The organism is Streptomyces sp. NPDC085931 (assembly GCF_044540565.1).
Taxonomy (GTDB): Bacteria; Actinomycetota; Actinomycetes; order Streptomycetales; family Streptomycetaceae; genus Streptomyces.
In genome coordinates this window covers 210,640-234,943 of the sequence record NZ_JBITSK010000008.1, presented here as the reverse complement: position 1 = coordinate 234,943, position 24,304 = coordinate 210,640, and the positions used below count along the sequence as shown (strand labels likewise).

General features: G+C 73.8%; 21 protein-coding genes. 5 read left to right on the top strand and 16 right to left on the bottom strand.

Going from position 1 to position 24,304, the window contains the following annotated elements; translation table 11 throughout:
* Positions 1–46 precede the first annotated feature (46 nt).
* The 9 genes from ACIGAN_RS19145 to infC all read right to left on the bottom strand — a co-directional run bounded on the left by ACIGAN_RS19145 (position 47) and on the right by infC (position 10,166).
* On the bottom strand, positions 47–1,387 hold the full coding sequence (locus tag ACIGAN_RS19145) for a transcriptional regulator (protein ID WP_094057198.1): 1,341 nt from the start codon (positions 1,385–1,387) through the stop codon (positions 47–49).
* A 271-nt stretch (positions 1,388–1,658) separates the two neighbouring features.
* Positions 1,659–2,675, bottom strand: coding sequence for a PP2C family protein-serine/threonine phosphatase (locus ACIGAN_RS19140; RefSeq protein WP_399858890.1), 1,017 nt, complete (start codon positions 2,673–2,675; stop codon positions 1,659–1,661).
* 132 nt (positions 2,676–2,807) lie between these two features.
* Positions 2,808–5,321, bottom strand: coding sequence for a phenylalanine--tRNA ligase subunit beta (gene pheT, locus ACIGAN_RS19135; RefSeq protein WP_399858888.1), 2,514 nt, complete (start codon positions 5,319–5,321; stop codon positions 2,808–2,810).
* The gene (gene pheS / locus ACIGAN_RS19130) at positions 5,321–6,448 is read right to left on the bottom strand and encodes a phenylalanine--tRNA ligase subunit alpha (protein WP_365090859.1); all 1,128 of its coding nucleotides are present in this window, start codon (positions 6,446–6,448) and stop codon (positions 5,321–5,323) included. Before pheS ends, pheT begins: the two co-directional genes overlap by 1 nt.
* 154 nt (positions 6,449–6,602) lie before the next feature.
* Positions 6,603–7,745 (bottom strand): sensor histidine kinase, encoded by a 1,143-nt coding sequence (locus ACIGAN_RS19125; RefSeq protein ID WP_365090856.1) that lies wholly within the window; start codon positions 7,743–7,745, stop codon positions 6,603–6,605.
* Positions 7,746–7,798: 53 nt separating this feature from the next.
* Positions 7,799–8,659: a TrmH family RNA methyltransferase gene (locus tag ACIGAN_RS19120; protein ID WP_399858886.1), complete on the bottom strand. Its 861-nt coding sequence runs from the start codon at positions 8,657–8,659 to the stop codon at positions 7,799–7,801.
* A gap of 87 nt (positions 8,660–8,746) precedes the next feature.
* Positions 8,747–9,130, bottom strand: a complete 384-nt coding sequence (gene rplT, locus ACIGAN_RS19115) for a 50S ribosomal protein L20 (protein WP_003989074.1) — start codon at positions 9,128–9,130, stop codon at positions 8,747–8,749.
* A 94-nt stretch (positions 9,131–9,224) separates the two neighbouring features.
* Entirely contained in the window at positions 9,225–9,419 is a 195-nt protein-coding gene (rpmI, locus tag ACIGAN_RS19110; protein WP_003977225.1) for a 50S ribosomal protein L35, read from the bottom strand.
* 108 nt (positions 9,420–9,527) lie between these two features.
* Positions 9,528–10,166 (bottom strand): translation initiation factor IF-3, encoded by a 639-nt coding sequence (gene infC / locus ACIGAN_RS19105; RefSeq protein WP_399859194.1) that lies wholly within the window; start codon positions 10,164–10,166, stop codon positions 9,528–9,530.
* 396 nt (positions 10,167–10,562) lie between these two features.
* Here infC and ACIGAN_RS19100 point away from each other — a divergent pair, with 396 nt between their 5' ends.
* Entirely contained in the window at positions 10,563–10,919 is a 357-nt protein-coding gene (locus ACIGAN_RS19100) for a DUF1844 domain-containing protein (RefSeq protein ID WP_086605687.1), read from the top strand.
* A 78-nt stretch (positions 10,920–10,997) separates the two neighbouring features.
* On the opposite strand, the gene ACIGAN_RS19095 is transcribed toward ACIGAN_RS19100, so the two are convergent.
* Genes ACIGAN_RS19095 through ACIGAN_RS19085 form a run of 3 tightly spaced genes read right to left on the bottom strand, consistent with a single transcriptional unit; the run spans position 10,998 to position 15,143 of the window.
* The gene (locus ACIGAN_RS19095; protein ID WP_365090850.1) at positions 10,998–11,726 is read right to left on the bottom strand and encodes an SseB family protein; all 729 of its coding nucleotides are present in this window, start codon (positions 11,724–11,726) and stop codon (positions 10,998–11,000) included.
* 44 nt (positions 11,727–11,770) lie between these two features.
* Entirely contained in the window at positions 11,771–12,949 is a 1,179-nt protein-coding gene (mycP, locus tag ACIGAN_RS19090) for a type VII secretion-associated serine protease mycosin (RefSeq protein ID WP_399858882.1), read from the bottom strand.
* A 16-nt stretch (positions 12,950–12,965) separates the two neighbouring features.
* Positions 12,966–15,143 carry a hypothetical protein gene (locus tag ACIGAN_RS19085; RefSeq protein ID WP_399858880.1) on the bottom strand — a complete coding sequence of 726 codons (2,178 nt, stop codon included), beginning with the start codon at positions 15,141–15,143 and terminating at the stop codon, positions 12,966–12,968.
* Between the two features lie 264 nt (positions 15,144–15,407).
* On the opposite strand from ACIGAN_RS19085, the gene ACIGAN_RS19080 reads away from it, so the two are divergent.
* Positions 15,408–16,610, top strand: a complete 1,203-nt coding sequence (locus ACIGAN_RS19080; protein ID WP_399858877.1) for an amino acid deaminase/aldolase — start codon at positions 15,408–15,410, stop codon at positions 16,608–16,610.
* Between the two features lie 12 nt (positions 16,611–16,622).
* Here the strand turns inward: ACIGAN_RS19080 and ACIGAN_RS19075 are convergent, their stop codons facing one another.
* From ACIGAN_RS19075 to ACIGAN_RS19060, 4 genes are read right to left on the bottom strand one after another with little or no spacing between them, the layout of a single operon-like run.
* Positions 16,623–17,531: a DUF2510 domain-containing protein gene (locus ACIGAN_RS19075; RefSeq protein WP_399859191.1), complete on the bottom strand. Its 909-nt coding sequence runs from the start codon at positions 17,529–17,531 to the stop codon at positions 16,623–16,625.
* A gap of 47 nt (positions 17,532–17,578) precedes the next feature.
* Positions 17,579–18,364: a 3-oxoacyl-ACP reductase gene (locus ACIGAN_RS19070; RefSeq protein WP_365090840.1), complete on the bottom strand. Its 786-nt coding sequence runs from the start codon at positions 18,362–18,364 to the stop codon at positions 17,579–17,581.
* Complete coding sequence (locus tag ACIGAN_RS19065; RefSeq protein ID WP_399858873.1) at positions 18,361–19,734, bottom strand: aldehyde dehydrogenase family protein; 1,374 nt, start codon at positions 19,732–19,734, stop codon at positions 18,361–18,363. Before ACIGAN_RS19065 ends, ACIGAN_RS19070 begins: the two co-directional genes overlap by 4 nt.
* Before the next feature lie 46 nt (positions 19,735–19,780).
* On the bottom strand, positions 19,781–21,145 hold the full coding sequence (locus ACIGAN_RS19060; protein WP_365737018.1) for a glutamine synthetase family protein: 1,365 nt from the start codon (positions 21,143–21,145) through the stop codon (positions 19,781–19,783).
* A gap of 86 nt (positions 21,146–21,231) precedes the next feature.
* On the opposite strand from ACIGAN_RS19060, the gene ACIGAN_RS19055 reads away from it, so the two are divergent.
* The 3 genes from ACIGAN_RS19055 to ACIGAN_RS19045 all read left to right on the top strand — a co-directional run bounded on the left by ACIGAN_RS19055 (position 21,232) and on the right by ACIGAN_RS19045 (position 24,273).
* The gene (locus ACIGAN_RS19055) at positions 21,232–21,966 is read left to right on the top strand and encodes a FadR/GntR family transcriptional regulator (RefSeq protein WP_365090832.1); all 735 of its coding nucleotides are present in this window, start codon (positions 21,232–21,234) and stop codon (positions 21,964–21,966) included.
* 151 nt (positions 21,967–22,117) lie between these two features.
* Positions 22,118–23,563 (top strand): ethanolamine permease, encoded by a 1,446-nt coding sequence (gene eat / locus ACIGAN_RS19050; RefSeq protein WP_365090830.1) that lies wholly within the window; start codon positions 22,118–22,120, stop codon positions 23,561–23,563.
* 35 nt (positions 23,564–23,598) lie between these two features.
* Positions 23,599–24,273, top strand: coding sequence for a gamma-glutamyl-gamma-aminobutyrate hydrolase family protein (locus tag ACIGAN_RS19045; RefSeq protein WP_365090978.1), 675 nt, complete (start codon positions 23,599–23,601; stop codon positions 24,271–24,273).
* Positions 24,274–24,304 lie beyond the last annotated feature (31 nt).

The window sequence follows — 24,304 nt, the reverse complement described above, 5'->3', positions numbered from 1 at the left end:
GCACGGGAAGCGGTGCGGGATCAGGCGGGTGACCCGCCCACGGGGTCTACAGCGGTACGCGCAGGGCCCCGTCGATGAGTTCGGCGGCCTCGGACGTACCGGCGCACCCACTGCGCACCAGGTGCTCGCGCACCGCGCGCAGCCGGTCGCGCAACCGCTGGGACTCCATGCCACGGGCCTGCTCGGCCATCTGCACGGCGATGGCGACGGCCTTGTCGGCGTTGCCTTGCCGCAGCTCGATGGTGCTGAGCATCGCGAGCCGGTGCACACGCCCCCGGTCGTGCGCCGGGTTGTCGACGGCGGCCGCTGCGTGCTCCCCGGCGGCCGCGATCTCCCCGAGGCTGAGCAGCGCCTCCGCCACCTGGACGTTGACCAGGCCCGGCTGGACATAACCGGTCTCGTCGGGCTCGTAGCCGCGCCGGATGCGCTCGGCGGCCTGCTCGGCGCGCCGGATGCAGGACAGGGCACTGCCGCCGTCGCCGAGATGCGCGTACGCCTTGGCCTGCATCGCGTAGAGGTCGGAGGCGAGCGCCGGGGTGATGTGCTTGCCGGCCGCCCGCAGCGCGGCCTCCGCGAAGGCGACGGCCTGCCGGTACTCGCGCATGAACAGCGACTGGTTGACCAGCAGGGCGATGACGTACGCCCCGAGTCCCCGGTCCCCGCTGGCCTTGGCCAGGCGCAGCGCCTGGTGGAAGTAGCGCTGGGCGAGGCCGTGCGCGTCGGAGTCGTAGGCGCAGATGCCGGCGACGGCGACCAGTCCGCCGGTGGCGCGGTGCAGCTGGCGGCCGGTCTCGTCGGTGTAGCTGCCGCGCAGCAGCGGAGCGGCCTCGGCGTTGAGGAAACCGACGATCCGGGCGCGCGTCGCGATGCCTCCGGCCTTGCGGTACATCTGCTCGTAGTGGGTGCGGGCCGCCCGCAGCATCTCCAGGTCGCCCGGGGTGACCCGGTGTCTGCCGCCCCGGGAGACGTCGACGTCCTCGGGCGGGTTCTCCCACTCCCACACGGGCATCACGGCGGGCGTGCCGGTGAGAGCGGGCGCGCCCAGGATGTGCGGGCGCTGCTGCTGGTCGGAGCGCCACAGGGCGGTGGCCCGTTCGACGAACCCGGAGAGCGAGCCGGTGTGCGGGGCGGACGGCTCGCCGGGCACGCCGAGGCCGATGTCGTCGAGCGTGACCTGTCGTTGCAGCCGGGCGGCGAGCACCTCGCAGATCAGGTCGGGCACCTGGCCCCGGGGCCGCTGCCCCTTCAGCCACCGGGCGACGGCGGTGTGTTCGTAGCGCAGGGACAGACCGCGTGCCCGTCCCGCCTGATTGACGTGTGCGGCAAGCCCCGCGTGCGAGATCCCCGCCTCGTCCAGGATCGCGTCGAGCAGAGTGTTGGGCTGCATGTGGGCCCCCCGGGTGGCTCGGTGCGGACAGATTAGTGGTTCCGGGTTCACACGGGGTGTGAACGGAGTGCTCGAATCCGCGCTGTGTGCGCGCTGTCGCTCACAGTCGCCGGCCGGTTGACTGAAATGCCTCGCAAGAGGCCGGCCGGGCCGCCGGCTCCCCCTCGTACAGTGCGGCGGCCCGTCACCGCCGTCCGCCCGGCCGCCTGCCCGACACTCCGTGGCGGGGCGGACGGCATCGCCGGCCCACCGGGCGTACGCCGCCGCGGCATCAGAGGTGCTTCGCCGGCCGTGGGCACGTGGCCGGTTGCGCGGCTCCCCGCGCCCCGGGCGGCCCGCCCGGGCCGTTGGTCAGCACCAGCAGGGCGATGTCGTCGGCCGGTGCGCCGCGGACGTGGTGCCGCAGCGCCGTGGAGACGCGGTGGAGCACCTCCCGCGAGGAGGTGGGCCCGTCCCGCACGGCGCGCTCCAGGACGTCCGCCAGGGGGAAGAACCGGCCGCGCCCGTCCCGCGCGTCCTGGGCCCCGTCCGTGTGGAGGAACAGGCCGTCACCGGGGCGCAGACACCCCAGCCGGACGGTGGGCAGGTCGGTGTCCGGCAGCGGGAACAGCCCCAGGGGCGGATACGGGTCACCGGCGGCGAGCTGCGCCACCTGGGAGCCGCTGAGCCGGTACGGCCACGGGTGACCGCAGTTCAGCGCGAGGATTTCGCCGTCCGCCCGGACCTCCACCAGCAGCAGGGTCACGAACTCCTCGATGTCGCCGGTGGGATGCTGCCGGCGCAGGTGCCGGTCCAGGGCGCGCTCCAGCCGGCGCAGCACACCGCCGAGGTCCTTCTCGTCGTGTGCCGCCTCGCGGAAGCAGCCGAGCATGGCGGCGGCGGTGCCGAGCGCGCCGATCCCGTGCCCGCGGACGTCGCCCATCACGGCCCGGACGCCGTGGTCGGTGGCGACGACCTCGTACAGGTCGCCGCCGATGGCGGCGCCGCGCTCCGCCGACACCTGGGCGGCGGCGACGTCCAGCCCGCCGACGTGGGACGGCGGCGGTCGCAGCAGCGCGTGCTGAGCGGCGCCCGCGATCCGGCGCAGCTGCCGCAGCTCACGCGTCAGCGACCGCCGCACGTGGACGATCAGCCCGGTGCCGACCACGAAGAAGACGGCGCTGGTGAGAATGCGCGACGGAAGATCGTTCTGCTGGGCGAGCGGACAGGCCAGCTTGTACACGACGGCCGCCGCGCCCCACACCGCCGGCAGTCCGAGGCAACGCATCCGGCCTCTGACGCGGATCATGCCGATGGCCCCCCATCAGGCCCCTGACACACAGAATCGGACCGGCCCGAGAAGGCCGGTCCGATTCTGTGGGACAGTCCACCCGAAAAGGCGGGATCGCCCACCTTTACCACTCGAACGAGTGAGGTGACCCTAGCTCCGCAGCTCGGCCCCCACCCGCTCACCGGCGAGGGCGACGGCCGCGTCCCGGGCGGCGGACGCCTCGTCCACGGTCAGGGTCCGGTCGGCCGCCCGGAACCGCAGCGCGTAGGCGAGCGACTTGCGGCCGTCGCCCAGCTGCTCGGCGTTCTCGTACACGTCGAACAGCCGGATCGACTCCAGCAGCTCACCGGCCCCGTCGCGCAGGGCCTCCTCGACCTCCGCGGCCGGCACGACGGCGTCGACGACCAGGGCCACGTCCTGCGTGGCGACGGGGAAGGTGGAGATCCGCGGGGCCCCCACCGTGGCGTCGCCCGCCGACTCCACCGCGTCCAGGTCCAGCTCCATCGCACACGTGCGCGCCGGCAGGCCCAGGGCCTTCACGACCCGCGGGTGCAGTTCACCGGCGTGGCCCACGACCCGCTCGGCACCGTCCACGGTCACGGCCAGCTCCGCGCACCGGCCCGGGTGCCACGGCCCGTACTGGCCCTTGCGCACGATCAGGTCGGCACCGGCCTCACGGGCGACGGACCGCGCCGCCTCGACCGCGTCGGCCCAGTCCGCCGGACGGCCCTTGCCCCACCAGCCGGCCTGCTCGCGCGCACCGGCGAGCACGACGGCGACGTGCCGCGGCTGCTCGGGCAGGGCCGCGTTCAGCTCGGCGAGCTCCTCGTCGGTGGGACGGCGGTCGACGGGCAGCACGGCGGCGACGCGCCGCTCCTCGCGCGGCCGGAAGACCAGGCCCGACTCGAACAGCGCGAGGTCGTGCGAGCCCCGGCCGTCGTTGCGGCGGAGCGCGGCGAGCAGACCCGGCAGCAGCGTCGTGCGCAGCGCGGGCTCCTCGTCGCTCAGCGGGTTGCTGAGCTTCACGACCCGGCGGGCCGGGTCGTCCTTGTCCAGGCCGAGCTGGTCGAAGACCTGCTCGCCGATGAAGGGGTAGTTCAGCGCCTCGACGTAGCCGGCGCCGGCCAGGGCGCGGCCGACGCGGCGGTGCAGCCGCTGCCGGTCCGTCAGGCCGAGGCCGGCCGGCGGCTTGGGCAGCGTGGAGGGCAGGTTCTCGTAGCCCTCCAGCCGGATGACCTCTTCGGCCAGGTCGTTCGGGTCGGTCAGGTCGGGCCGCCAGGACGGCACGGTGACCAGGAGCTCGTCCTGCCCGTACACGTCGCAGCCGATCTCCTGCAGCCGCCGGACGACGGTCTCGCGGCCGTAGGCGACGCCCGCGACCTTGTCCGGGTGGTCGGCCGGGATGGTGATGGTGCGCGGCGCGCTCGGCGCGAGGACCTCGGTGACACCGGCCTCGGCGGTGCCGCCGGCGAGGAGGACCAGCAGGTCGACCGTGCGCTGCGCGGCAGCGGCGGCGGCCTGCGGGTCGACGCCGCGCTCGAAGCGCCGGGACGCCTCGGAGGACAGCTTGTGCCGGCGGGCCGTGCGCGCGATCGACACCGCGTCGAAGTGCGCGGCCTCGATGACGACGTCCGCGGTGGCGTTCTCCGTGTCGTCGTGGTCGGCGATCTCCGTGTTGGCGCCGCCCATGACACCGGCGAGACCGATCGGGCCGCGGTCGTCGGTGATCACCAGGTCCTCGGCGTCCAGCGTGCGCTCCACGCCGTCGAGGGTGGTGAGCTTCTCGCCCGGCTCCGCGCGGCGCACACCGATGGTGCCCTGGACCAGGGACCGGTCGTAGGCGTGCAGCGGCTGGCCCAGCTCCATCATCACGTAGTTGGTGACGTCGACGGCGAGCGAGATCGGGCGCATGCCGACCTTCTGCAGCCGGCGCTGGAGCCAGATCGGCGAGCGGGCCTCGGCGCTCAGGCCGGTGACCGTGCGGGCCGTGAAGCGGTCGCAGCCGGTCGGGTCGGAGATCCGCACCGGGTACCCGTACGCGTTCGGGCCGGGCACGTCGATCAGGGCCGGGTCGCGCAGCGGCAGGCCGTAGGCGATGGCGGTCTCGCGGGCGACGCCGCGGATGGACAGGCAGTAGCCGCGGTCGGGCGTGACGGCGATGTCGAGGACCTCGTCGACCAGTTCCAGCAGCTCGACGGCGTCCTTGCCGACCTCGGTCTCCGGCGGCAGCACGATGATGCCCTTGGTGCCGTCGTCGCCCATGCTCAGCTCGTCGCTGGAGCAGATCATGCCGCGCGACATCCTGCCGTAGGTCTTGCGCTCGGCGATCTGGAAGTCACCGGGCAGGACGGAGCCGGGCAGGGCCACGACAACCTTGTCGCCGACGGCGAAGTTGCGGGCGCCGCAGACGATCTCCTGGGGCTCGCCGGTGCCGTTGGCCCGGCCGACGTCGACGGTGCAGAAGCGGATCGGCTTCTTGAACTCCGTCAGCTCCTCGATGGTCAGCACCTGGCCGACGACCAGCGGGCCCTTGAGGTCGGCGCCGAGCCGCTCGACGGTCTCGACCTCCAGACCGGCCGAAATGAGCTTGGCCTGGACGTCCCGGCCGGTCTCCGTCGCCGGCAGGTCGACGTACTCCCGCAGCCAAGAAAGCGGGACCCGCATCAGATCTCCATCCCGAACGGCCGGGTGAACCGGACGTCACCCTCGACCATGTCTCGCATGTCCTCGACGTTGTGGCGGAACATCAGCATCCGCTCGATGCCGAACCCGAAGGCGAAGCCGCTGTACTTCTCCGGGTCGACCCCGCAGGCCCGCAGCACGCGGGGGTTGACCATGCCGCAGCCGCCGAGCTCGATCCAGCCCTCGGAGGAGCAGGTGCGGCAGGCACGGTCGGGGTTGCCGACGGACTCGCCCTTGCAGACGTAGCAGAGCATGTCCATCTCGGCGCTGGGCTCGGTGAACGGGAAGTAGTTCGGCCGCAGCCGGGTCTTCATGTCCGCGCCGAACAGGGACCGGACCATGTGGTCCAGGGTGCCCTTGAGGTCGGCCATCGTCAGGCCCTCGTCCACCGCGAGCAGCTCGATCTGGTGGAAGACCGGCGTGTGCGTCGCGTCCAGCTCGTCGGTGCGGAACACCCGGCCGGGGCAGACGATGTAGACCGGCAGCTCACGGTCGAGCAGGGCGCGCGCCTGCACCGGGGAGGTGTGCGTGCGCAGCACGACGCCGGAGCCGGACTCCTCGGTGCCCTTGGGGCCCTGCACGAAGAAGGTGTCCTGCATCTGCCGGGCCGGGTGGTCGGGCAGGAAGTTGAGCGCGTCGAAGTTGAACCACTCCGCCTCGGCCTCCGGCCCCTCGGCGACCTCGTAGCCCATGGCCACGAAGACGTCGGCGACCCGCTCCATCATGGTGGTGAGCGGGTGGCGGGCGCCGGACGGCACGCGGTCGTAGGGCAGCGTGACGTCCACCGCCTCCTCGACCAGCACGCGGGCGTCCCGCTCGGCCTCCAGCTCCGTCTGGCGCGCGGCGAGGCCCTTGTTGACGGCGCCGCGGGCCTGGCCGACGCGCTTGCCGGCCTCGGCCTTGGCGTGCGGGGGCAGGGCGCCGATCTCGCGGTTGGCGAGGGCCAGCGGCGAGGCGGGGCCGGTGTGGGCGACCTTGGCCTCGTGCAGCGCGTCGAGGGAGTCCGCGGCGGCGAAGGCGGCGAGCGCCTCGTCCCGCATGCGCTCGATCTCTTCCGGTTTCAACGCCTCGACCTCTACCGGGTCGTACGACTTATTCGGTGCCGACATCTCTTCCCGTGCTTCCGATTGTCCCCCAGCTGCCGCTGGGAGGTGCCCCCTGGCTGAAGGTCCCCGTCACCGACTCCGACGGCCGTCTACGGGACACAAAGGTGCCAATGGCCGAGTCTAACGGGGTGGAGGTATACGAATGCGCCCGTGGTCCTCAGGCGAGATACGCCGGGGCCGCCACGGGCAACGTAAATCGGAACTCGGCGCCGGCGCCGGGGGCGCGGCCGACCGTGATGGTGCCGCCGTGGGCCTCGACGATGCCCTTGACGATGTAGAGCCCGAGGCCCGTGCCGCCGCGCTTGCTGCCCCGCCAGAAGCGGGTGAAGACGCGGTTCATGGACTCCTCCGGGATGCCGGGCCCCTCGTCGCTCACCGTGACCGACGTGCCGGTGTCCTCACCCTCCCGGGGGGACGCCGTGGCCGTGATGTCGATCGTGACAGTTCCCTCGCCGTGCCGCACGGCATTTTCCAGCAGGTTGCTGAGCACCTGGTCGATCTTGTCGGGGTCGGCCCACAGGTCGGGCAGCGGCTGCTGGACGCGCAGCAGGAAGCGGTCGGCGGGCTGCCCGGAGGCGACGTAGGCCTGGATGTGGCGTCCGACGGCGGCGCCGATGTCGACGGGCTGGCGGCGCACCTCCAGGCGGCCGGAGTCGATGCGCGAGATGTCGAGCAGTTCGGCGATCAGCCGGGTGACGCGGTCGGCGTCGGCGTCGACGGTCTCCAGCATCAGCCGCTTCTGGTCGTCGGTGAACCGTTCCCACTTGGCGAGCAGGGTGGCGGTGAAGCCCTTGACGGAGGTGAGCGGGGAGCGCAGCTCGTGGGCGACGGTGGCGATCAGCTCGGCGTGGCTGCGCTCGGTGCGGCGGCGTGCCTCGGTGTCGCGCAGGGTGACGATCAGGCGCCGCACGGGTCCGGTGGGGTGGCTGCGGACGTAGCGCGCGGAGACCAGCACCTCGCGTCCGCCGGGCAGCAGGAGGTTGCGCTCGGGCTGTCCGACCCGGATGGCGAGGCCGCCGTAGGGGTCGGTCAGCTGCCACCAGCGGCGCCCTTCGAGGTCCTCTAACGGCAGGGCCTTCTCCAGGCTCTGCCCGAGGGCGTCGCGGGCGCGGACGGCGGTGATGCGCTCGGCGGCGGCGTTGAAGCAGAGGACGCGGCCCTGCTCGTCGGCGACGACGAGCCCGTCGGGCAGGTGGTCGGGGTCGATGCCGAGCCCGGCGAGATCACCGGACGGCCGGGACGCGGCGGTCGGGCTCCCGGCGTCCCGGGCCCCCGGTGCGCTGCTCGTGCCGACGCTCATCCCCGTACCCCACCTCTCAGGCTCCGCGGAGGGTCCCTGAGCTGGTCACCCTACTAGTTCCCGGTGACGGAGCGGCACCCTCCGGGGGCGCGCTGTGCACGCGCCGACGCATAGAGACATACGGCGGCGGCGGTGGCGAGGTTCAGGCTCTCGGCCTTCCCGTGGATCGGGACGCGTACGACGGCGTCGGTGAGGGCGCGGGTCTCCTCCGGCAGACCCCAGGCCTCGTTGCCGAAGACCCAGGCGGTGGGCCCGCCCATGGTGCCCTTGTCGAGTTCGTCGTCGAGGTCGCGGTCGCCCGCCCCGTCGGCGGCGAGGACGCGGACACCGGCGGCGCGCAGCGCCTCGACGGCCCGCTCCACGGGGACGCCGACGGCGACGGGCAGGTGGAACAGCGAGCCGACGGAGGCGCGGACGGCCTTGGGGTTGTAGACGTCGACGGAGGCGTCGGTCAGTACGACCGCCTCGGCGCCGGCGGCGTCGGCGCAGCGCAGCACGGTGCCCGCGTTGCCGGGGTCGCGGACGTTGGCGAGGAGGGCGACGAGCCGCGGGCGGGCCGCGAGGACCTCCTCGAAGGGCGTGTCGAGGAACCGGCAGATCCCGACGAGGCCCTGGGGGGTGACGGTGGTGGAGATGTCGGCGATGACCTGCTCGGCGGCCAGGTGCACCCGCGCTCCGGCGTCCCGGGCGGCCCCGACGATGTCGGCGTGCCGGTCGGCGGTCTCCGGCGTCGCGAACAGCTCCACGAGCGTGGCCTCGCCCCCGGCCCGGTGCCCGGCCGCCTCGCGCACGGCCTGCGGTCCCTCCGCGAGGAACAGCCGCTCCTTCCCCCGGAAGTTCCGCTTGGCCAGCCGGCGTGCCGCCAGGACGCGGGCGGAGCGGGGGGAGATGAGCTCGGGGGTGGCAGGGGACATCCTGTTCGCTTTCTCGTAGCTGCACAGCAGGACCCGCAGGCCGTCCGGCCTGCGGGTCCTGTCAGTCACATCGGCCAGAAGCCGGCGTCAGGCCGCCTTGGGGGCGTTGACGTCGCTCGGCAGCGCCTTCTGGGCGACCTCGACGAGCGCGGCGAACGCACCGGCGTCGTTGACGGCCAGCTCGGCCAGGATCTTGCGGTCGACCTCGACGTTGGCCGCCTTCAGACCCTGGATGAAGCGGTTGTAGGTCATGCCGTTGGCGCGGGCAGCGGCGTTGATGCGCTGGATCCACAGCTGGCGGAAGTCACCCTTGCGCTTCTTGCGGTCGTTGTAGTTGTAGACCAGCGAGTGGGTGACCTGCTCCTTGGCCTTGCGGTACAGGCGCGAACGCTGACCGCGGTAGCCGGAGGCCTGCTCGAGGATCGCCCGGCGCTTCTTGTGGGCGTTGACTGCCCGCTTGACGCGTGCCACTTCTTAACTCCTTGTAGCGGGGCCGCGGTGATCCTCACACGGCCCGAATTCGATTGGGTCCCGGTCCTGACGTGCGGCGCTCACGCGCCGGGCGTCACTTGCCGAGAAGCTTCTTGATCTTCGCGGCGTCGCCCGGGGCCATCTCGGCGTTGCCGGTGAGGCGACGCGTCACACGGGACGACTTGTGCTCGAGCAGGTGGCGCTTGCCGGCGCGCTCGCGGAGCACCTTGCCGGAGCCGGTGATCTTGAAGCGCTTGCTGGCACCGCTGTGCGACTTGTTCTTCGGCATAGCGCCGTTCTCTCCTCGTCGGTGGCGCTCCGGTGCCCGGTCGTGAAACCGGGCACGGTGGAGCGTCGTCTTGTTTCGGTTGCTTCCTGGGACTGGCGTCCCGGGGAGTCACGCCTCGGCGGGCTCCTCAACCGGCGCCTCGGTCTCCGCGGCGTTCTGCGACTTGCCGGGGTTGGCCTTCGCGTCCGCCTTGCGGGCTTCCTGCGCCTGGCGAGCCTCGGCCATCGCCTCGGTCTTCTTCTTGTGCGGACCGAGGACCATGATCATGTTGCGGCCGTCCTGCTTCGGGTTCGACTCCACGAACCCGAGGTCGGCCACGTCCTCCGCGAGACGCTGCAGCAGCCGGTAGCCCAGCTCGGGCCGGGACTGCTCGCGACCACGGAACATGATCGTGATCTTGACCTTGTCGCCCTGCTTGAGGAACCGAACGACGTGACCCTTCTTGGTGTCATAGTCGTGCGGGTCGATCTTCGGCCGGAGCTTCATCTCCTTGATGACCGTGTGCGCCTGGTTCTTGCGCGCCTCACGGGCCTTCATGGCCGACTCGTACTTGAACTTCCCGTAGTCCATGAGCTTGCACACGGGCGGACGGGCGTTCGCCGCGACCTCGACCAGGTCCAGGTCGTACTCCTGCGCAAGCTCCAGTGCCTTGGCCAGGGGGACGATGCCCACCTGCTCACCACTGGGACCGACAAGTCGCACCTCGGGAACGCGAATCCGGTCGTTGATGCGGGGCTCGGCGCTGATGGATCCTCCTCGGTAGCACCACGCGACGGTCTGGCGGACGGCCGCGTAACGTCTCTTTTCGACAGACCTAACCGCGCCGAAGCAAGAAAAATGCCCCGGACGATTCCCAGGCGGGGCTCCTCGAACTACCGGAGCACCGTCGCGGGGGAACCGCGGGGCGCGCTTTCGGACGGATCGCCGCCGCTGGGACGGGACCGTCTGACCGGTGACCCGACGCCCTGAGGGCGGTCAGGTGGGAGTTCGAAAGCCTCCACTTGTGGGTCGGGCTCGCGGGCCGTGAGGCATACGTGTCCGACCGGTCGTTACACGAGGTTACCAGCAATGGCCAGGAAGGGCTAACCGGGCGCGTCGGGGCCTGGTGCGGCGCCGCCGCGTCCTGCGCCTATCGTGTGGGGCATGAGTGAGACCCCTCCTGAGTCCCCCGACTTCGACGCCATGGCCCGCGACATCGCCGAGGTCCCGGCGGTCGAGGTGATCGTGACGGTCGCCGTCAACCTGATGAGCGCGGCCGCCGTGAAGCTCGGTCTGACCGAGGAGGGCGACAAGCACAAGGACCTGGACGAGGCCCGCAAGCTGGTGCACGCGCTGGCCGGTCTGCTGGACGCGTCCACGACCGAGATCAGCTCGTTCCACGCGGCCCCCCTGCGCGACGGCCTGAAGTCGCTGCAGCTGGCCTTCCGCGAGGCCTCGCTCGTCCCGGACGAGCCCGGCCAGGGCCCGGGCGAGAAGTACACGGGCCCGGTCTACGGCTAGCGGGTCGCGCGGCGCGCTGCAGTACCGCGCCGGCGTTCTGCGCAGGTCGTCCAGCGCAGGTCGTCCAGCGCAGCTCGTTCAGCGTACGAAGAGGGGCTCGCCCGGGGGTGTGGCCTCGGCCGGCAGCAGTGCCAGGTCGAGGCCGCGCACCAGGCGGGCCCGCAGTGTTTCGTCGGCGGCCAGACGCTCGGCGACGGCCCGCGCGGCCTCGGCCGGGGCCGCGGACGGATCCAGGACCAGGGCCAGGGTGCCGTCGGCCTGCCCGGGGCCGAGGTGGGCGCGCAGCACGGCGGGCTCGGCGGCCACGGCCTCGCGTACGGCTGCGACGACGGCCGGGTCGGCCAGCGGGTCGGTGCTGGCGCGGCCCTCCGCCAGGGCGAGCAGGGCGGGGCCGGTGAGTTCGAACGGCACGGGTCCGGCCAGGTCCAGCACGATCGTGTCGGCCTTCTCGTGCGCTGCGGCCTGCAGCGCCTGGTGCAGCGGTACGGCGACGGGGCGGGCCCCGGGATCCCAGCGCGCGAGGGAGTCGGTGGAGGTGAAGGCCGGCAGGGCGGTGCGGTTCCCGGCCTTGAGGGTCGGTACGGCCATGTCGCTGGTCTTCTCGCGGCGCAGTCCCCGCTCGTCCTCCTCGACCTCGCCGAGCACGGCCACGACGGGCACCAGCAGCCGGGCGCCCCTGAGCGCCTCCAGCACGGGACCGACGGCGGTGCGGTCCGCGGACCAGGCGGCGAGGGCCGCGCTCAGCCGGGGGTCGGCGGAGCCGTCGTCGTCGGAGAAGCCGGGGTCGGGGATGTTCTTGTTCGCCACGGTCGTCGACCCTATCGGCCGGGCGGCGCCGGCCCGGCGGCGGCTCAGTGGTCCTGGTGGCCCGTGCGCCGGCCGCGCCACAGGACCACCGCCGCGACCAGCAGCACACCGCCGGCGCCGCCCGCGAGGGGGGCGGCCCAGCCGGCGGTGCCGTCGCCGGAGGTGGCGGCGTCCGGGCCGCTGCCGAAGTACCGCTCACCGTAGGACGCCGACTGCAGGTCCTGGGGCTTCAGCCGGGCCGCGGCCCTGATGGCGGCGGCCGGGTCGACGAAGCCGAAGCCGCGCGAGTCGTCGCGGCCGCCGACGGGGGCGTTGCGGGCGGTGTCCTCCAGGAGCGTCTTGATCTGGGCCGGGGTCAGGCCCGGGTGGGCGGCCTTGACCAGGGCGGCGGCGCCGGAGACGAAGGCGGCGGCGGCGCTGGTGCCCCAGCCCTCGTAGTACTTGTGGTCCGGGTCGGCGATGACGACGTCGACGCCGGGCGCGCTGACGGTGGCGTACCAGCGGCGGGTGGAGAAGGAGGCGCGGGTGCCCGCGCGGTCGACGGCGGTGGCGGCGATGACGCCCGGGTAGGCCGCCGGGTAGGAGATGCGGTCGCCCTTCTCGCCGCCGTTCCCGGCGGAGGCGACGACGACCACGCCCTTCTTCAGGGCGTACTGGATCGCCTGGTCCTCGGTGGGTTCCGGGTGGGCGGAGGCGGAGTCGTCGCCGAGGGAGAGGTTGATGACGTCGGCGCCGTGGTCGGCGGCCCAGCGGATGCCCTCGGCGAGGGCGTTGCCCCGGGTGCTGCGGGCCTTGGCGCGGGAGGGATCGCCGTCCTCCAGGATCACGCGCACGGGGAGGATCTTCGCCTCGGGGGCGATGCCGAGGACGCCGTCGGCGTTGCCCGGGCCGTGTCCGTGCCCGGCGATGATGCCGGCCATGGCGGTGCCGTGGCGGGCCCAGGCGCGGTCGCCGGGCTCGGCTCCGAAGCCGACCAGGTCCTTGCCGGGCAGGACGTTGCCGGCCAGGTCGGGGTGGTCGGCCTCGACACCGGTGTCCAGGACGGCGACGGTGACGCCGGTGCCCTTCGTGGTCTGCCAGGCCTCGGCGGTGTGCATGGCCTCCAGGGCCCACTGCTGGGCGCGGATGCCGTCGGCCTGGGCGGTGGCGGCCGGGACCAGGGCGAGGCCCGCGGCGAGGAGGACGCTCAGGAGCCCGCCCGCGCGGGAGGTGAGGGCTTTCACGACGGCTGCTCCGTTTTCACGACGGCTGCTCCGTGGCCGAGCGGACGTTCTTGCGGAGGTCGCGTTCGACGCGGTCGGCGAGGCCCTGGGCCTCGTGGCCGAGGCCGGCCTGGGCGGGGGCGGTGGTGGCGCCCGATTCCATGGCGTCCCCGGCGGGCTGGGGGTCGTCGACCGTGCGGCCGTCGGCCCAGCCGGAGACGGCGTAGACGACGACCGGGGCCTCGGTGAGCACGGAGACGGTCCAGGAGGCGCGCTGCCTCGCCCCGAAGTCCGCGGCGGGGGTGTCCTTCGCGGCGTACGGCAGGGGCATCAGGTCGCTGCGGCGGTCCAGGCGTTCCGTGCGGAAGCGGTCGGCGAGGGAGGTCATGGCCGGGGCGTCGGCCTTGGTGAACAGCAGGCCCACGGTGGTGACATGGCTCTCGGTGGCGTCGGTGTAGGTGGCGCGCAGGAGGCGTGCGCAGCCGACCGGGGCGAGGGCCTTGCGGAGCAAGGGGTCGAAGGCGTCCTTGCAGCCGCTGTCCGGGGCGACGGCTATGCGGGTCCAGGTGCGGTCGGCGCCGCCGGGGCCGGCACCGCGGCCCTGGACGGTGCGGGGGAACAACTGGTCGACCGGGACGCTGTGCCAGAGGCTGCCGGCGGCGCTGAACGCGCTGCGCGCGCCCTTCTCGCCGGGGTCGCCGACGAGCCAGCCGCCGGTGACCGCGCCCGACATCAGCCCGAGCCCGAGCACCAGGCAGACGGCGGCTGCGGCGGCCTGCGACGCCCCGCGCCGCCCGAGCGGCCGGGGCCGGGCGTCGCCGTCGTATCCCTCGGGCTCCCCGAACGACACGTGGGGGCGCGTGGCGCCCGGAGCGCCGCCGGGGCTGAGCGGTGCGCTCCAGGAGAGCGCGGGGTCGGGTGAGACGGGGGCGGTGTCCGTGCCCGGCCGGGCGTCGGGACCGGGACGGTGGGCCGGAACGGGCGGAACGGGCCGCTGGAGCGACCGCTGAGGGGGCACGGCGCCGCGCGGCGGCTCGGCGGGGAGGGGCGGGACCGGCCGCTGCGACTCCCCGGTCGCCCTCGTACCGCCGCCCCCGGCCGGGCGCTGCGCGCTGCCGGTTCCGTGCGGTCGCGTGCCGCCCCGCGGGGTCAGGCGAAAGGGGCGGGTGGGTGCCTGGGGCGCGACTTCGCGGTCGCCCTCCGGGCGGGGCGCCGTGTCCGTCAGGCGCGACGACGCGCGGGGCGGCGCGTCCGGGAGGCGGGACGAGGGGTGGGGCGGCGCGTCCGGGAAGCGGGACGACGGGTCGGGCGGCGCGTCCGGGAGGCGGGACGACGGGTCGGGCGGCGGGTCCGGGAAGTGGGACGACGGGTCGGGCGGCGGAGGAGAAGCCGGTTCGTCACGCCGCGCCGCCGCCGCGCCGAAGCTCGGGAAGCGGGGGTTGTGGGGGCGACGGTCGTCCGGGGTGCGGGCAGCGGCCGGGCCCGCCGGGCCGACCGGGGCAGAACCGGTGCCGGCAGCCGTCGGGCTCGCCGGGGCGGAAGCGGTGCCGCCGGCGGTCGGGCCCGCCGGGGTGGAAGCGGTGCGACGGTGGTCGTTCGCGGTGTCGGCTGCGGCCGGGGCCGTCGTGCCCACCGAACCCGTGCGGCGGCGGTCGTCCGACCCGCCCGCAGCGGTCGGGCTCGCCGGGGCAGGAGCGGTGCGACGGTGGTCGTTCGCGGTGCCGGCCGCGGCCTGGCCCGCCGGGCCGACCCGGGCCGAACCGGTGCCGGCAGCCGTCGGGCTCGCCGGGGCGGAAGCAGTGCCGCCGGCGGTCGGGCCCGCCGGGGTGGAAGCGGTGCGACGGTGGTCGTTCGCGGTGCCCGCCGCGGCCTGGCCCGCCGGGCCGACCCGGGCCGAACCGGTGCCGGCAGCCGTCGGGCTCGCCGGGGCGGGAGCAGTGCCGCCGGCGGTCGGGCTCGCCGGGGCGGGAGCGGTGCGACGGTGGTCGTTCGCGGTGCCCGCGGCGGCCGGGCCCGTCGTGCCCACCGAACCCGTGCGGCGGCGGTCGGCCGAGGTGTCGGCGGCTGCGGGGCCGGTGTCGTCCGGGGGCGGGGTGTCGCCGGGGGTGCGGGAGCCGGGGTCCCGGGGGCCGGGCGCGGTGGCCGGGGGCTGGGTGGGGGCCGGTGGATGCGCGGGGCGTGGGGGGAAGGAGGCGCGTGGCGCTTCCGTGCTCATGCACCCCCCGTTTCCTCGGCCCGGGCCGCTTCGCGCGCCGGCCGGTGTCGTTCCGCCCGGGGCCCGGCACCGACTCGTCCGGGCACACATACCCGTACGGACGGAGCGTCATCCCGGCACGGCTGCGCGGCCGGCGGCGTCCGCCGTACGTGCGCGTCACTCTACGGCGTGTCCCGGGGCGAGCGGGAACCAGTCCGCGAGCCCGGGGCATCTGCCCGGAACGTCCCCCTACCCTGCGGTAATCGGGTCTGGCAGGCTGCGTCCATGACTGCGCGCGCCGCCGACCGGGCCCGTTACGACCGGGCCACCGCCCATCTCGACGCCCCTCTCGCGATCGTGGACCTGGACGCCTTCGACGCCAACGCCGACGACCTGGTCCGCCGGGCCGGGGGCAAGCCGATCCGGGTCGCCAGCAAGTCCGTGCGGTGCCGGGCGCTGCTCGAACGCGTCCTGGCCCGGGACGGCTTCGCGGGGATCATGTCGTTCACGCTCGCCGAGTCCCTGTGGCTGGCCCGGTCGGGGTTCGAGGACGTGCTGCTCGCCTACCCGTCCGCCGATCGCGCCGCGTACGCCGAGCTGGCCGGTGATCCCAAGCTCGCCGCCGCCGTGACCGTCATGGTCGACGACGTGGCGCAACTGGACCTGATCGACGCCGCCCGGGGCGGCGGACGCGAAGTCGTGCGGGTGTGCCTGGAGTTGGACACGTCCCTGAGGCTGCTGGGCGGGCGGGTGCGGATCGGCGCCCGGCGCTCGCCGCTGCACTCCCCCGCCGAGGTCGCCGAGATGGCCCGCGCGGTGACCCGGCGGCCCGGCTTCGAGGTCGTGGGCATCATGGCGTACGAGGGTCATGTCGCCGGGGTCGGGGACGCCGTGGCGGGGCGGCCGCTGCGCTCGCGTGCCGTCCGGCTGATGCAGGCCGCCGCCCGGCGCGAACTGGCCGAGCGCCGCGCGGAGGTGGTGCGCGCGGTGCGGGCCGTGGTGCCGGGGCTGGAGTTCGTCAACGGCGGGGGCACCGGCTCGGTGCAGCACACGGCGGCCGAGGACGCGGTCACCGAGATCGCGGCCGGTTCGGGGCTGTACGTGCCGCGGCTGTTCGACAACTACACCTCGTTCCGCGGCAGGCCGGCCGCCCTGTTCGCGCAGCCCGTGGTGCGGCGGCCGGGGGTCGGGGTCGTGACGGTGCTCGGCGGCGGCTATCCGGCTTCCGGTGCGGCCGGGCCGGACCGGTCGCCCGTGCCGTACCTGCCCGAGGGACTGCGCTACGACCCGCAGGAGGGCGCCGGTGAGGTGCAGACACCGCTGCTCGGCTCGCCCGCCGACGACCTGCTGATCGGCGACAAGGTGTGGTTCCGGCACGCGAAGGCCGGTGAGCTGTGCGAGCGGTTCGAGGCGCTGCACCTGGTCGAGGGCGAGGCGGTGACGGCGACCGTGCCGACCTACCGCGGCGAGGGCCACACGTTCCTGTAGCCGGCCATCCGGTCAGTCCGTCGGGCCGATGCTGCTGCCCACGCCGCCGCCGGTGGCCGCGTCGCCCACCGGGCGGATGCCCTTGGTGATGCGGTCCATGTCGGCGAGCGGCGGCCCGTCCTCGCCCGCGTCGAAGACGAACCGGACCAGCACCGGGGACTCGGTGCCGACGCTGGAGGGGAAGACCAGCGACTGGACGTAGCCGCCCGGGCCCTCGGCGGTGTGCACGCGCCAGCGCACGAAGTACCCGGCGCGGCCCGCCACCGCGACCGGCCCGGACTCGACCGGCGTGTGGGACGTCATGCCCCCGTAGGGCTTCCGGCCGATCGCGTCGCGGTCGAAGGCGTCCTCGGCCGCGTCGGAGATGTCCGCCTTGGCGAGGGCCTCGGGTGAGGTCTCGTCGTTCGCGGTCACGGTGCGCGAGATGACCAGGCCGTGGCGGCAGACGGCGCCGTCGCCGGGGCAGTCGTACGTGCCGTCCGTGGTCATGACGACGTCGTCCTGGGCGACGTACCGGGGGCGGACCCAGCCGTCGAGGAGCGGGAAGGTGACGCCGTTGAGCTGGTCCTCGACGACCGAGGGGTCGTCCGGGGACGGCTCGGAGGCGGACTCCTCGGGGGTCGGTTCCGGCGACTCGGGCGCGACGGAGGTGGTGGACGTCGGGGCCGTCCTGGTCTCCGCCCCGCCGTCGTCGCCGCTGCCGAGGACCGCCGCCCCCACGGCGATCGCCGCGACCAGGACGGTCCCCGCCGTGACCAGGGCGACGGTCCTGCCCCGCCCGGTGCCGCCGCCCGTGGGCGTGGGCACCGGGACGGTGGGGGCCTCGGGGGTGCGGCGGTGCTCGGTCCAGGCCGTGCCGTCCCACCAGCGCTGCAGGTGCGGTGCGTGCGGGTCCGGATACCAGCCGGGCGGGGGCGTCATGCTCATCCCGGCACTGTAGGCCGCGCCCCGGGCCGCGCGGACGCGACCTACAGGGGTGTGACGTACGCCCCCGAGATGCCGCCGTCGACGAGGAAGTCGGTGGCGTTCACGAAGGAGGAGTCGTCGCTGGCGAGGAAGGCCACGGCGGCGGCGATCTCGTCGGCTTCGGCGAAGCGGCCCAGTGGGATGTGGACCAGGCGGCGGGCGGCCCGCTCCGGGTCCTTGGCGAACAGCTCCTGCAGCAGCGGGGTGTTGACCGGCCCCGGGCACAGGGCGTTGACCCGGATGCCCTCGCGGGCGAACTGCACGCCCAGTTCCCGGGACATGGCGAGGACGCCGCCCTTGGAGGCGGTGTAGGAGATCTGGGAGGTGGCCGCGCCCATCCTGGCCACGAAGGAGGCCGTGTTGATGATGGAGCCCTTGCCCTGGCGCCGCATGTAGGGGATGGCGGCCTTGCAGCACAGGTAGACGGAGGTGAGGTTGACCTCCTGGACGCGCTTCCAGGCCTCCAGGCCGGTCTCCAGGATGGAGTCGTCGTCGGGCGGGGAGATGCCGGCGTTGTTGAAGGCGATGTCGACGCTGCCGTAGGTGTCGTAGGCGGTCCTGAACAGGGCCTCGACCTCCTCGGGGTCGGTGACGTCGACCTTGACGAAGGTGCCGCCGGTCTCCTCGGCGGCGGCCTTGCCGCGGGTCTCGTCGACGTCGCCGCAGACGACGTGCGCGCCCTCGGAGGCGAGACGGCGGGCGGCGGCCAGTCCGATGCCGCTGCCGGCTCCGGTGACGACGGCGGTACGGCCGGCCAGGCGGCGGCAGATGATGTCCTGGGCAGTCACTGTGCGGGGCCCTCCGTGCTGATGAAGACGTTCTTGGTTTCGGTGAAGGCGGCCAGGGCGTCGGGGCCGAGTTCGCGGCCGACGCCGGACTGCTTGTAGCCGCCGAACGGGGTCCAGTAGCGGACGCTGGAGTGGGAGTTGACGGACAGGTTGCCGGCGCGGACGGCCCGGGAGACGCGCAGGGCTCGGCCGATGTCCCGGGTCCAGATGGAGCCGGAGAGGCCGTAGGGGGTGTCGTTGGCGAGGCGGATCGCGTCCTCCTCGTCGGTGAAGGGCAGCAGGACGGCGACGGGGCCGAAGATCTCCTCGCGGGCGGCGCGCGAGTCGGGCCGCTCGCCGGTGAGGACGGTCGGCGGGAACCAGAAGCCGGGTCCGTCGGGGGCGCTGCCGCGCAGGGCCGGGGCGTCGTCGGGCACGAAGCCGCGGACGCGGTCGAGCTGCTGCCGGGAGATGAGCGGGCCCATCTGCGTCTTGTCGTCGGCCGGGTCGCCCACCACCACGGCGGACAGGGCGTCGGCGAGCAGGTCGCGGACCTCGTCGTACACGGACTCCTGGACCAGCACGCGGGTGCGGGCGCAGCAGTCCTGGCCGGAGTTGTCGAGGAAGGAGAAGGGGTCGACGGCGGTCTTCAGGTCGGCGTCGGCGAAGACGACGTTGGGGCTCTTGCCGCCGAGTTCGAGGGTGACCGGCTTGACCTGCTCGGCGCCGAGGGCGGCGACGCGTGTGCCGGTGCGGGTGGAGCCAGTGAAGACGATCTTGGCGACGCCGGGGTGGCGCACGAGAGCGTCGCCCGTGATGGCGCCGCGTCCGGGCAGGACCTGGAAGAGGTGCTCGGGCAGGCCGGCCTCCAGGGCGAGTTCGGCCAGGCGCAGGGCGGTGAGCGGGGTGGTCTCGGCGGGCTTGAGCACGACGGCGTTGCCGGCCGCGAGGGCGGGGGCGCTGCCCCAGGCGGCGATCGGCATGGGGAAGTTCCAGGGGGCGATCACGCCGACCACACCGAGCGGTTCGAGGATCGTGACGTCCAGGCCGCCGGGCACCGGGATCTGCCGGCCGGTGAGCCGCTCCACTCCCCCGGCCGCGTAGTCCAGCAGGTCGCGGACGTTGCCTGCCTCCCAGCGGGCGTTGCCGATCAGGTGGCCGGCCTCGCGGACCTCCAGACGGGCCAGTTCCTCCAGGTGCTCGTCGACGGTGGTGGCGAAGCGGCGCAGCAGCCGGGCGCGGTCGCCGGGCGCGAGGGCGGCCCAGGTGCGCTGTGCCCGGGCGGCGCGGGCGACGGCCGTGTCGACGTCGGCCGGGCTCGCCCCGGCGACGACGGCGACGACCTCCTCGGTCGCGGGGTTCAGCACGTCCAGCAGGTGCTCGGAAGACACCACCGAGGACTCTGAGGACTTTGCGGACTCTGAAGACAACGGGGCCTCACAGACGTTCGAAGGAGCGGCGCAGCTCCCAGTCGGTCACCGCGGCGTCGAACGCGTCCAGTTCGACGCGCGCCATGTTGCGGTAGTGCGCGACGACCTCGTCCCCGAAGGCCGCCCGGGCGATGGCGCTGTGCTCCCAGAGCTCGGCGGCCTCGCGCAGGGTGGTGGGGACGTGGGCGAAGCCGGCGGTGTAGGCGTTGCCGGCGCACGGCTCGGGCAGGTCCAGTTTCTGCTCGATGCCGTGCAGCCCGGCCGCGATCAGTCCGGCGACGGCGAGGTAGGGATTGACGTCGCCGCCGGGCAGGCGGTTCTCGAAGCGCATCGAGCGGCCGTGGCCGACCACGCGCAGCGCGCAGGTGCGGTTGTCGCGGCCCCAGGCGACGGCGGTCGGGGCGAAGGAGCCGGGCTGGAACCGCTTGTAGGAGTTGATGTTGGGGGCGTAGAGCAGGGAGAACTCGCGCAGGGCGGCGAGCTGGCCGGCGAGGAAGTGCCGCATGACGTCGGACATGCCGCCCGGGCCGTCCCCGGCCATGGCGTTGGTGCCGTCGGCGTCGGCGAGCGAGAGGTGGATGTGGCAGGAGTTGCCCTCGCGCTCGTTGTACTTGGCCATGAAGGTGAGCGACATGCCGTCCTGGGCGGCGATCTCCTTGGCGCCGGTCTTGTACACGGCGTGCTGGTCGCAGGTGACCAGGGCCTCGTCGTAGCGGAAGGCGATCTCGTGCTGGCCGGGGTTGCACTCGCCCTTGGCGGACTCGACGGTCAGCCCGGCGGCGGCCATCTCGTTGCGGATGCGGCGCAGCAGGGGCTCGATGCGGCCGGTGCCGAGGACGGAGTAGTCGATGTTGTACTGGTTGGCCGGGGTCAGGCCGCGGTAGCCCGCGTCCCAGGCCTGTTCGTAGGTGTCCTTGAAGACGATGAACTCCAGCTCGGTGCCCACCTGCGCGGTGTAGCCGAGTTCGGCCAGGCGCTCCAGCTGGCGGCGCAGGATCTGGCGGGGGGCGGCGACGACCGGGGAGCCGTCCTCCCAGGCGAGGTCGGCCAGCACCATCGCCGTGCCCGCGTTCCAGGGCACCCGGCGCAGGGTGGCCAGGTCCGGGTGCATGGCGAAGTCGCCGTAGCCGCGGTCCCAGGAGGACATCGCGTAGCCGTCGACGGTGTTCATCTCGGTGTCGACGGCGAGCAGGTAGTTGCAGCCCTCGGTGCCGTGCTCCAGGACCTCGTCGAGGAAGAAGCGTGCGGCGAACCGCTTGCCCTGGAGCCGCCCTTGCATGTCGGGGAAGGCCAGGACGACAGTGTCGATCTCACCGCCGGCGACGAGGGCGTGCAGCTCCTCGACGCTCAGCGGGGGTGTGCGGTCTGCCACGGGAGAGCCTCCTTCGGCTTCTTTCGGCGAGCCGGGAGCCATAAGGTATTGCGGGAGACCATTGCTTGGGAAGGGGGTACGGCCACATGCCGGAGGAAGCGGTCGGCGGGGTGCGGGACCGGCTGGCGCCGGTGCTGCGGCCGGTACGCGCTGGCAACGGTTTCGAGGAGGCGCTGGAGCAGATCCTCCAGGTCGTGCGGCTGGGCCTGGTGGCGGGGGGCGAGCGGCTGCCCGCCGAGCGGGAGCTGGCGGAGCGGCTCGGGATCAGCCGGGTGACGCTGCGCGAGGTGCTGAAGGTGCTCCAGGACCAGGGTCTGGTCGAGTCGCGGCGCGGGCGCTACGGGGGCACGTTCGTGCTGCCGCGCTCCGACGCGGGCGGCGAGGACGAACTGCGGCGCCGGATCGCCGAGACCGACATAGAGGACGTGCTGCGGTTCCGGGAGGTGCTGGAGGTCGGCGCGGCCGGGCTGTGCGCGGCGCACGGGCTGACCGGGGAGCAGGAGGCACGGCTGCGCGCGGCGCTGGCGGGCACGCACGACGCCCCGCTGAGCGACTACCGGCGCCGGGACACGCTGCTGCACCTCACGCTCGCCGAACTGTCCGGCTCCCCCACGCTGACCGCCCAGTACGCGGCGGTGCGCGCGAGCGTGAACGACCTGCTCGACTGCATCCCGCTGCTGGTGCGCAACCTGGAGCACTCCCAGCGGCAGCACACGGCCCTGGTGGAGGCCGTGATCGAGGGCGACGCCGACCAGGCGCGGGAGATCATGCGCGAGCACTGCGGGGGAACCGCGGCGCTCCTGCGCGGGTTCCTCGGCTGAACCGCGCGGCGGCCGGGGCGCGGTGAGGATTTACGGGCGATTAACGCACGGGTCTTGCCTTCTCTCGGTCGGCACCGCAAAGGTATGGCCTCATTCCATTGAGTCGTAGCGCGCTCGGCCCCGTGATCGCCGCCCCGTCGGGAGTCTGCCCATGTCCGAGGAACCCACCACCCCACCCGTCGCCCCGGAGGGCGACGACTACCTGGAGCGCAGAGCGCTCCGCCGCGGCAGCGCCGGCTGGGTGCTGCTGACCGGCCTCGGCGTCGCCTACGTCGTCTCCGGCGACTACTCGGGCTGGAACTTCGGCCTGGCCGAGGGCGGCTTCGGGGGCCTGGCCATCGCCATGGTGCTGATGGGCGCCATGTACGCCTGCATGGTCTTCGCCCTCGCCGAGCTGTCCTCGATCCTGCCCACGGCGGGCGGCGGCTACGGCTTCGCCCGCCGCGCGCTGGGCCCCTGGGGCGGCTTCCTGACCGGCACGGCGATCCTCATCGAGTACGTCCTCGCACCGGCCGCGATCGTCATCTTCATCGGCGACTACGTCGAGTCGCTGGGCCTGTTCGGCCTGGAGTCGGGCTGGCCGCTGTACCTGGTCTGCTTCGCGATCTTCCTCGGCATCCATCTGTGGGGCGTGGGCGAGGCGCTGCGGTTCAGTTTCGTCGTCACCGGCATCGCGGTGGCCGCCCTGGTCGTGTTCGCGCTGGCCGCGCTGCCGGACTTCTCCTTCTCGGCGCTGGACGACATCCCGGTCGACGCCTCGGCCGCCGGGTCGAACTCCTGGCTGCCGTTCGGGCTGCTCGGCATCTGGGCGGCGTTCCCGTTCGGCATGTGGTTCTTCCTGGGCGTGGAGGGTGTGCCGCTGGCGGCCGAGGAGACCCGGGACCCCGCCCGTACGCTGCCGAAGGCGATCCGCTGGTCGATGGGCATCCTGGTGGTGCTCGCGGTGGTCACGTTCGTCGCGGCGGCCGGGGCACGCGGGTCGGCGGCCGTCCAGGAGGCGGGGAACCCGCTGGTCGAGGCGCTCCAGCCGGACGGCGAGGCGACGACCCTGAGCCGGATCGTCAACTACGCGGGCCTGGCGGGCCTGGTGGCGTCGTTCTTCTCGCTGATCTACGCGGGCTCGCGCCAGCTGTTCGCCCTCTCCCGCGCGGGCTACCTGCCCCGCTTCCTGTCCCTGACCAGCCGCCGCAAGGCGCCCTACCTGGGCCTGCTGGTGCCCGGCACGATCGGCTTCCTGCTGGCCGCGGTGTCCGGCAACGGCGCCCGCATGCTGAACATCGCCGTCTTCGGCGCGACCATCTCCTACGCGCTGATGTCCCTGTCGCACATCGTGCTGCGCCGCCGTGAGCCGGAGCTGCCCCGGCCGTACCGCACGCCGGGCGGTGTGCTGACCTCCTCGGTCGCGCTGGTGCTGGCCTGCGCGGCGCTGGTGGCGACGTTCCTGGTGGATGTGACGGCCGCGTTCATCGCGCTCGTGGTGTACGCCGTGGCCGTGGCGTACTTCGGCCTGTACAGCCGTAAGCGGCTGGTGGCGAAGGCGCCGGAGGAGGAGTTCGCGGCGCTGGCCGCGGCCGAGGCAGAGTTGGCACGGGACTGAGGCGTCGGACGGGAGGAGTCGCTGTGGCCAGGCCGTTGATCGGGGTCAGCACCTATCTGGAGTCCGCCGCGCGCTGGGGGGTGTGGGAGCTGGAGGCGGCGTTGCTGCCGGTCGGCTACCCCCGGCTGGTGCAGCGGGCCGGGGGCCTGGCCGCGATGCTGCCGCCGGACGACCCGGCGCGGGCCGCGGAGACCGTGGCCCGGCTGGACGGGCTGGTCATCGCGGGCGGTCCCGATGTGGAGCCGGTGCGCTACGGCGCCGAGCGCGACCCGCGGACGGGGCCGCCGGCGCCGGAGCGGGACGCGTGGGAACTGGCCCTGATCGACGCGGCCCTGGCGGGGGGTGTGCCGCTGCTGGGGATCTGCCGGGGCATGCAGCTGCTGAACGTCGCCCTGGGCGGCTCGCTCGTGCAGCACCTCGACGGGCACGCGGAGGTCGTCGGCGTGTTCGGCGGGCACCCCGTCAAGCCGGTGCCGGGCACGCTGTACGGCGGGATCGTGCCGGAGGAGACGTCGGTGCCGACCTACCACCACCAGGCCGTGGACCGGCTCGGCGCGGGCCTGGTGCCGTCGGCGTACGCGGCGGACGGCACGGTGGAGGCGGTGGAACTCCCCGCCCCCCACTGGGTCCTCGGAGTGCAGTGGCACCCGGAGATGGGGGACGACGTTCGGGTGATGCGGGCCCTGGTGGAGGCGGCGGCGTCGAGGTGAGCCGGGGCCGGTGGACGGGCGCCCCCCGCGG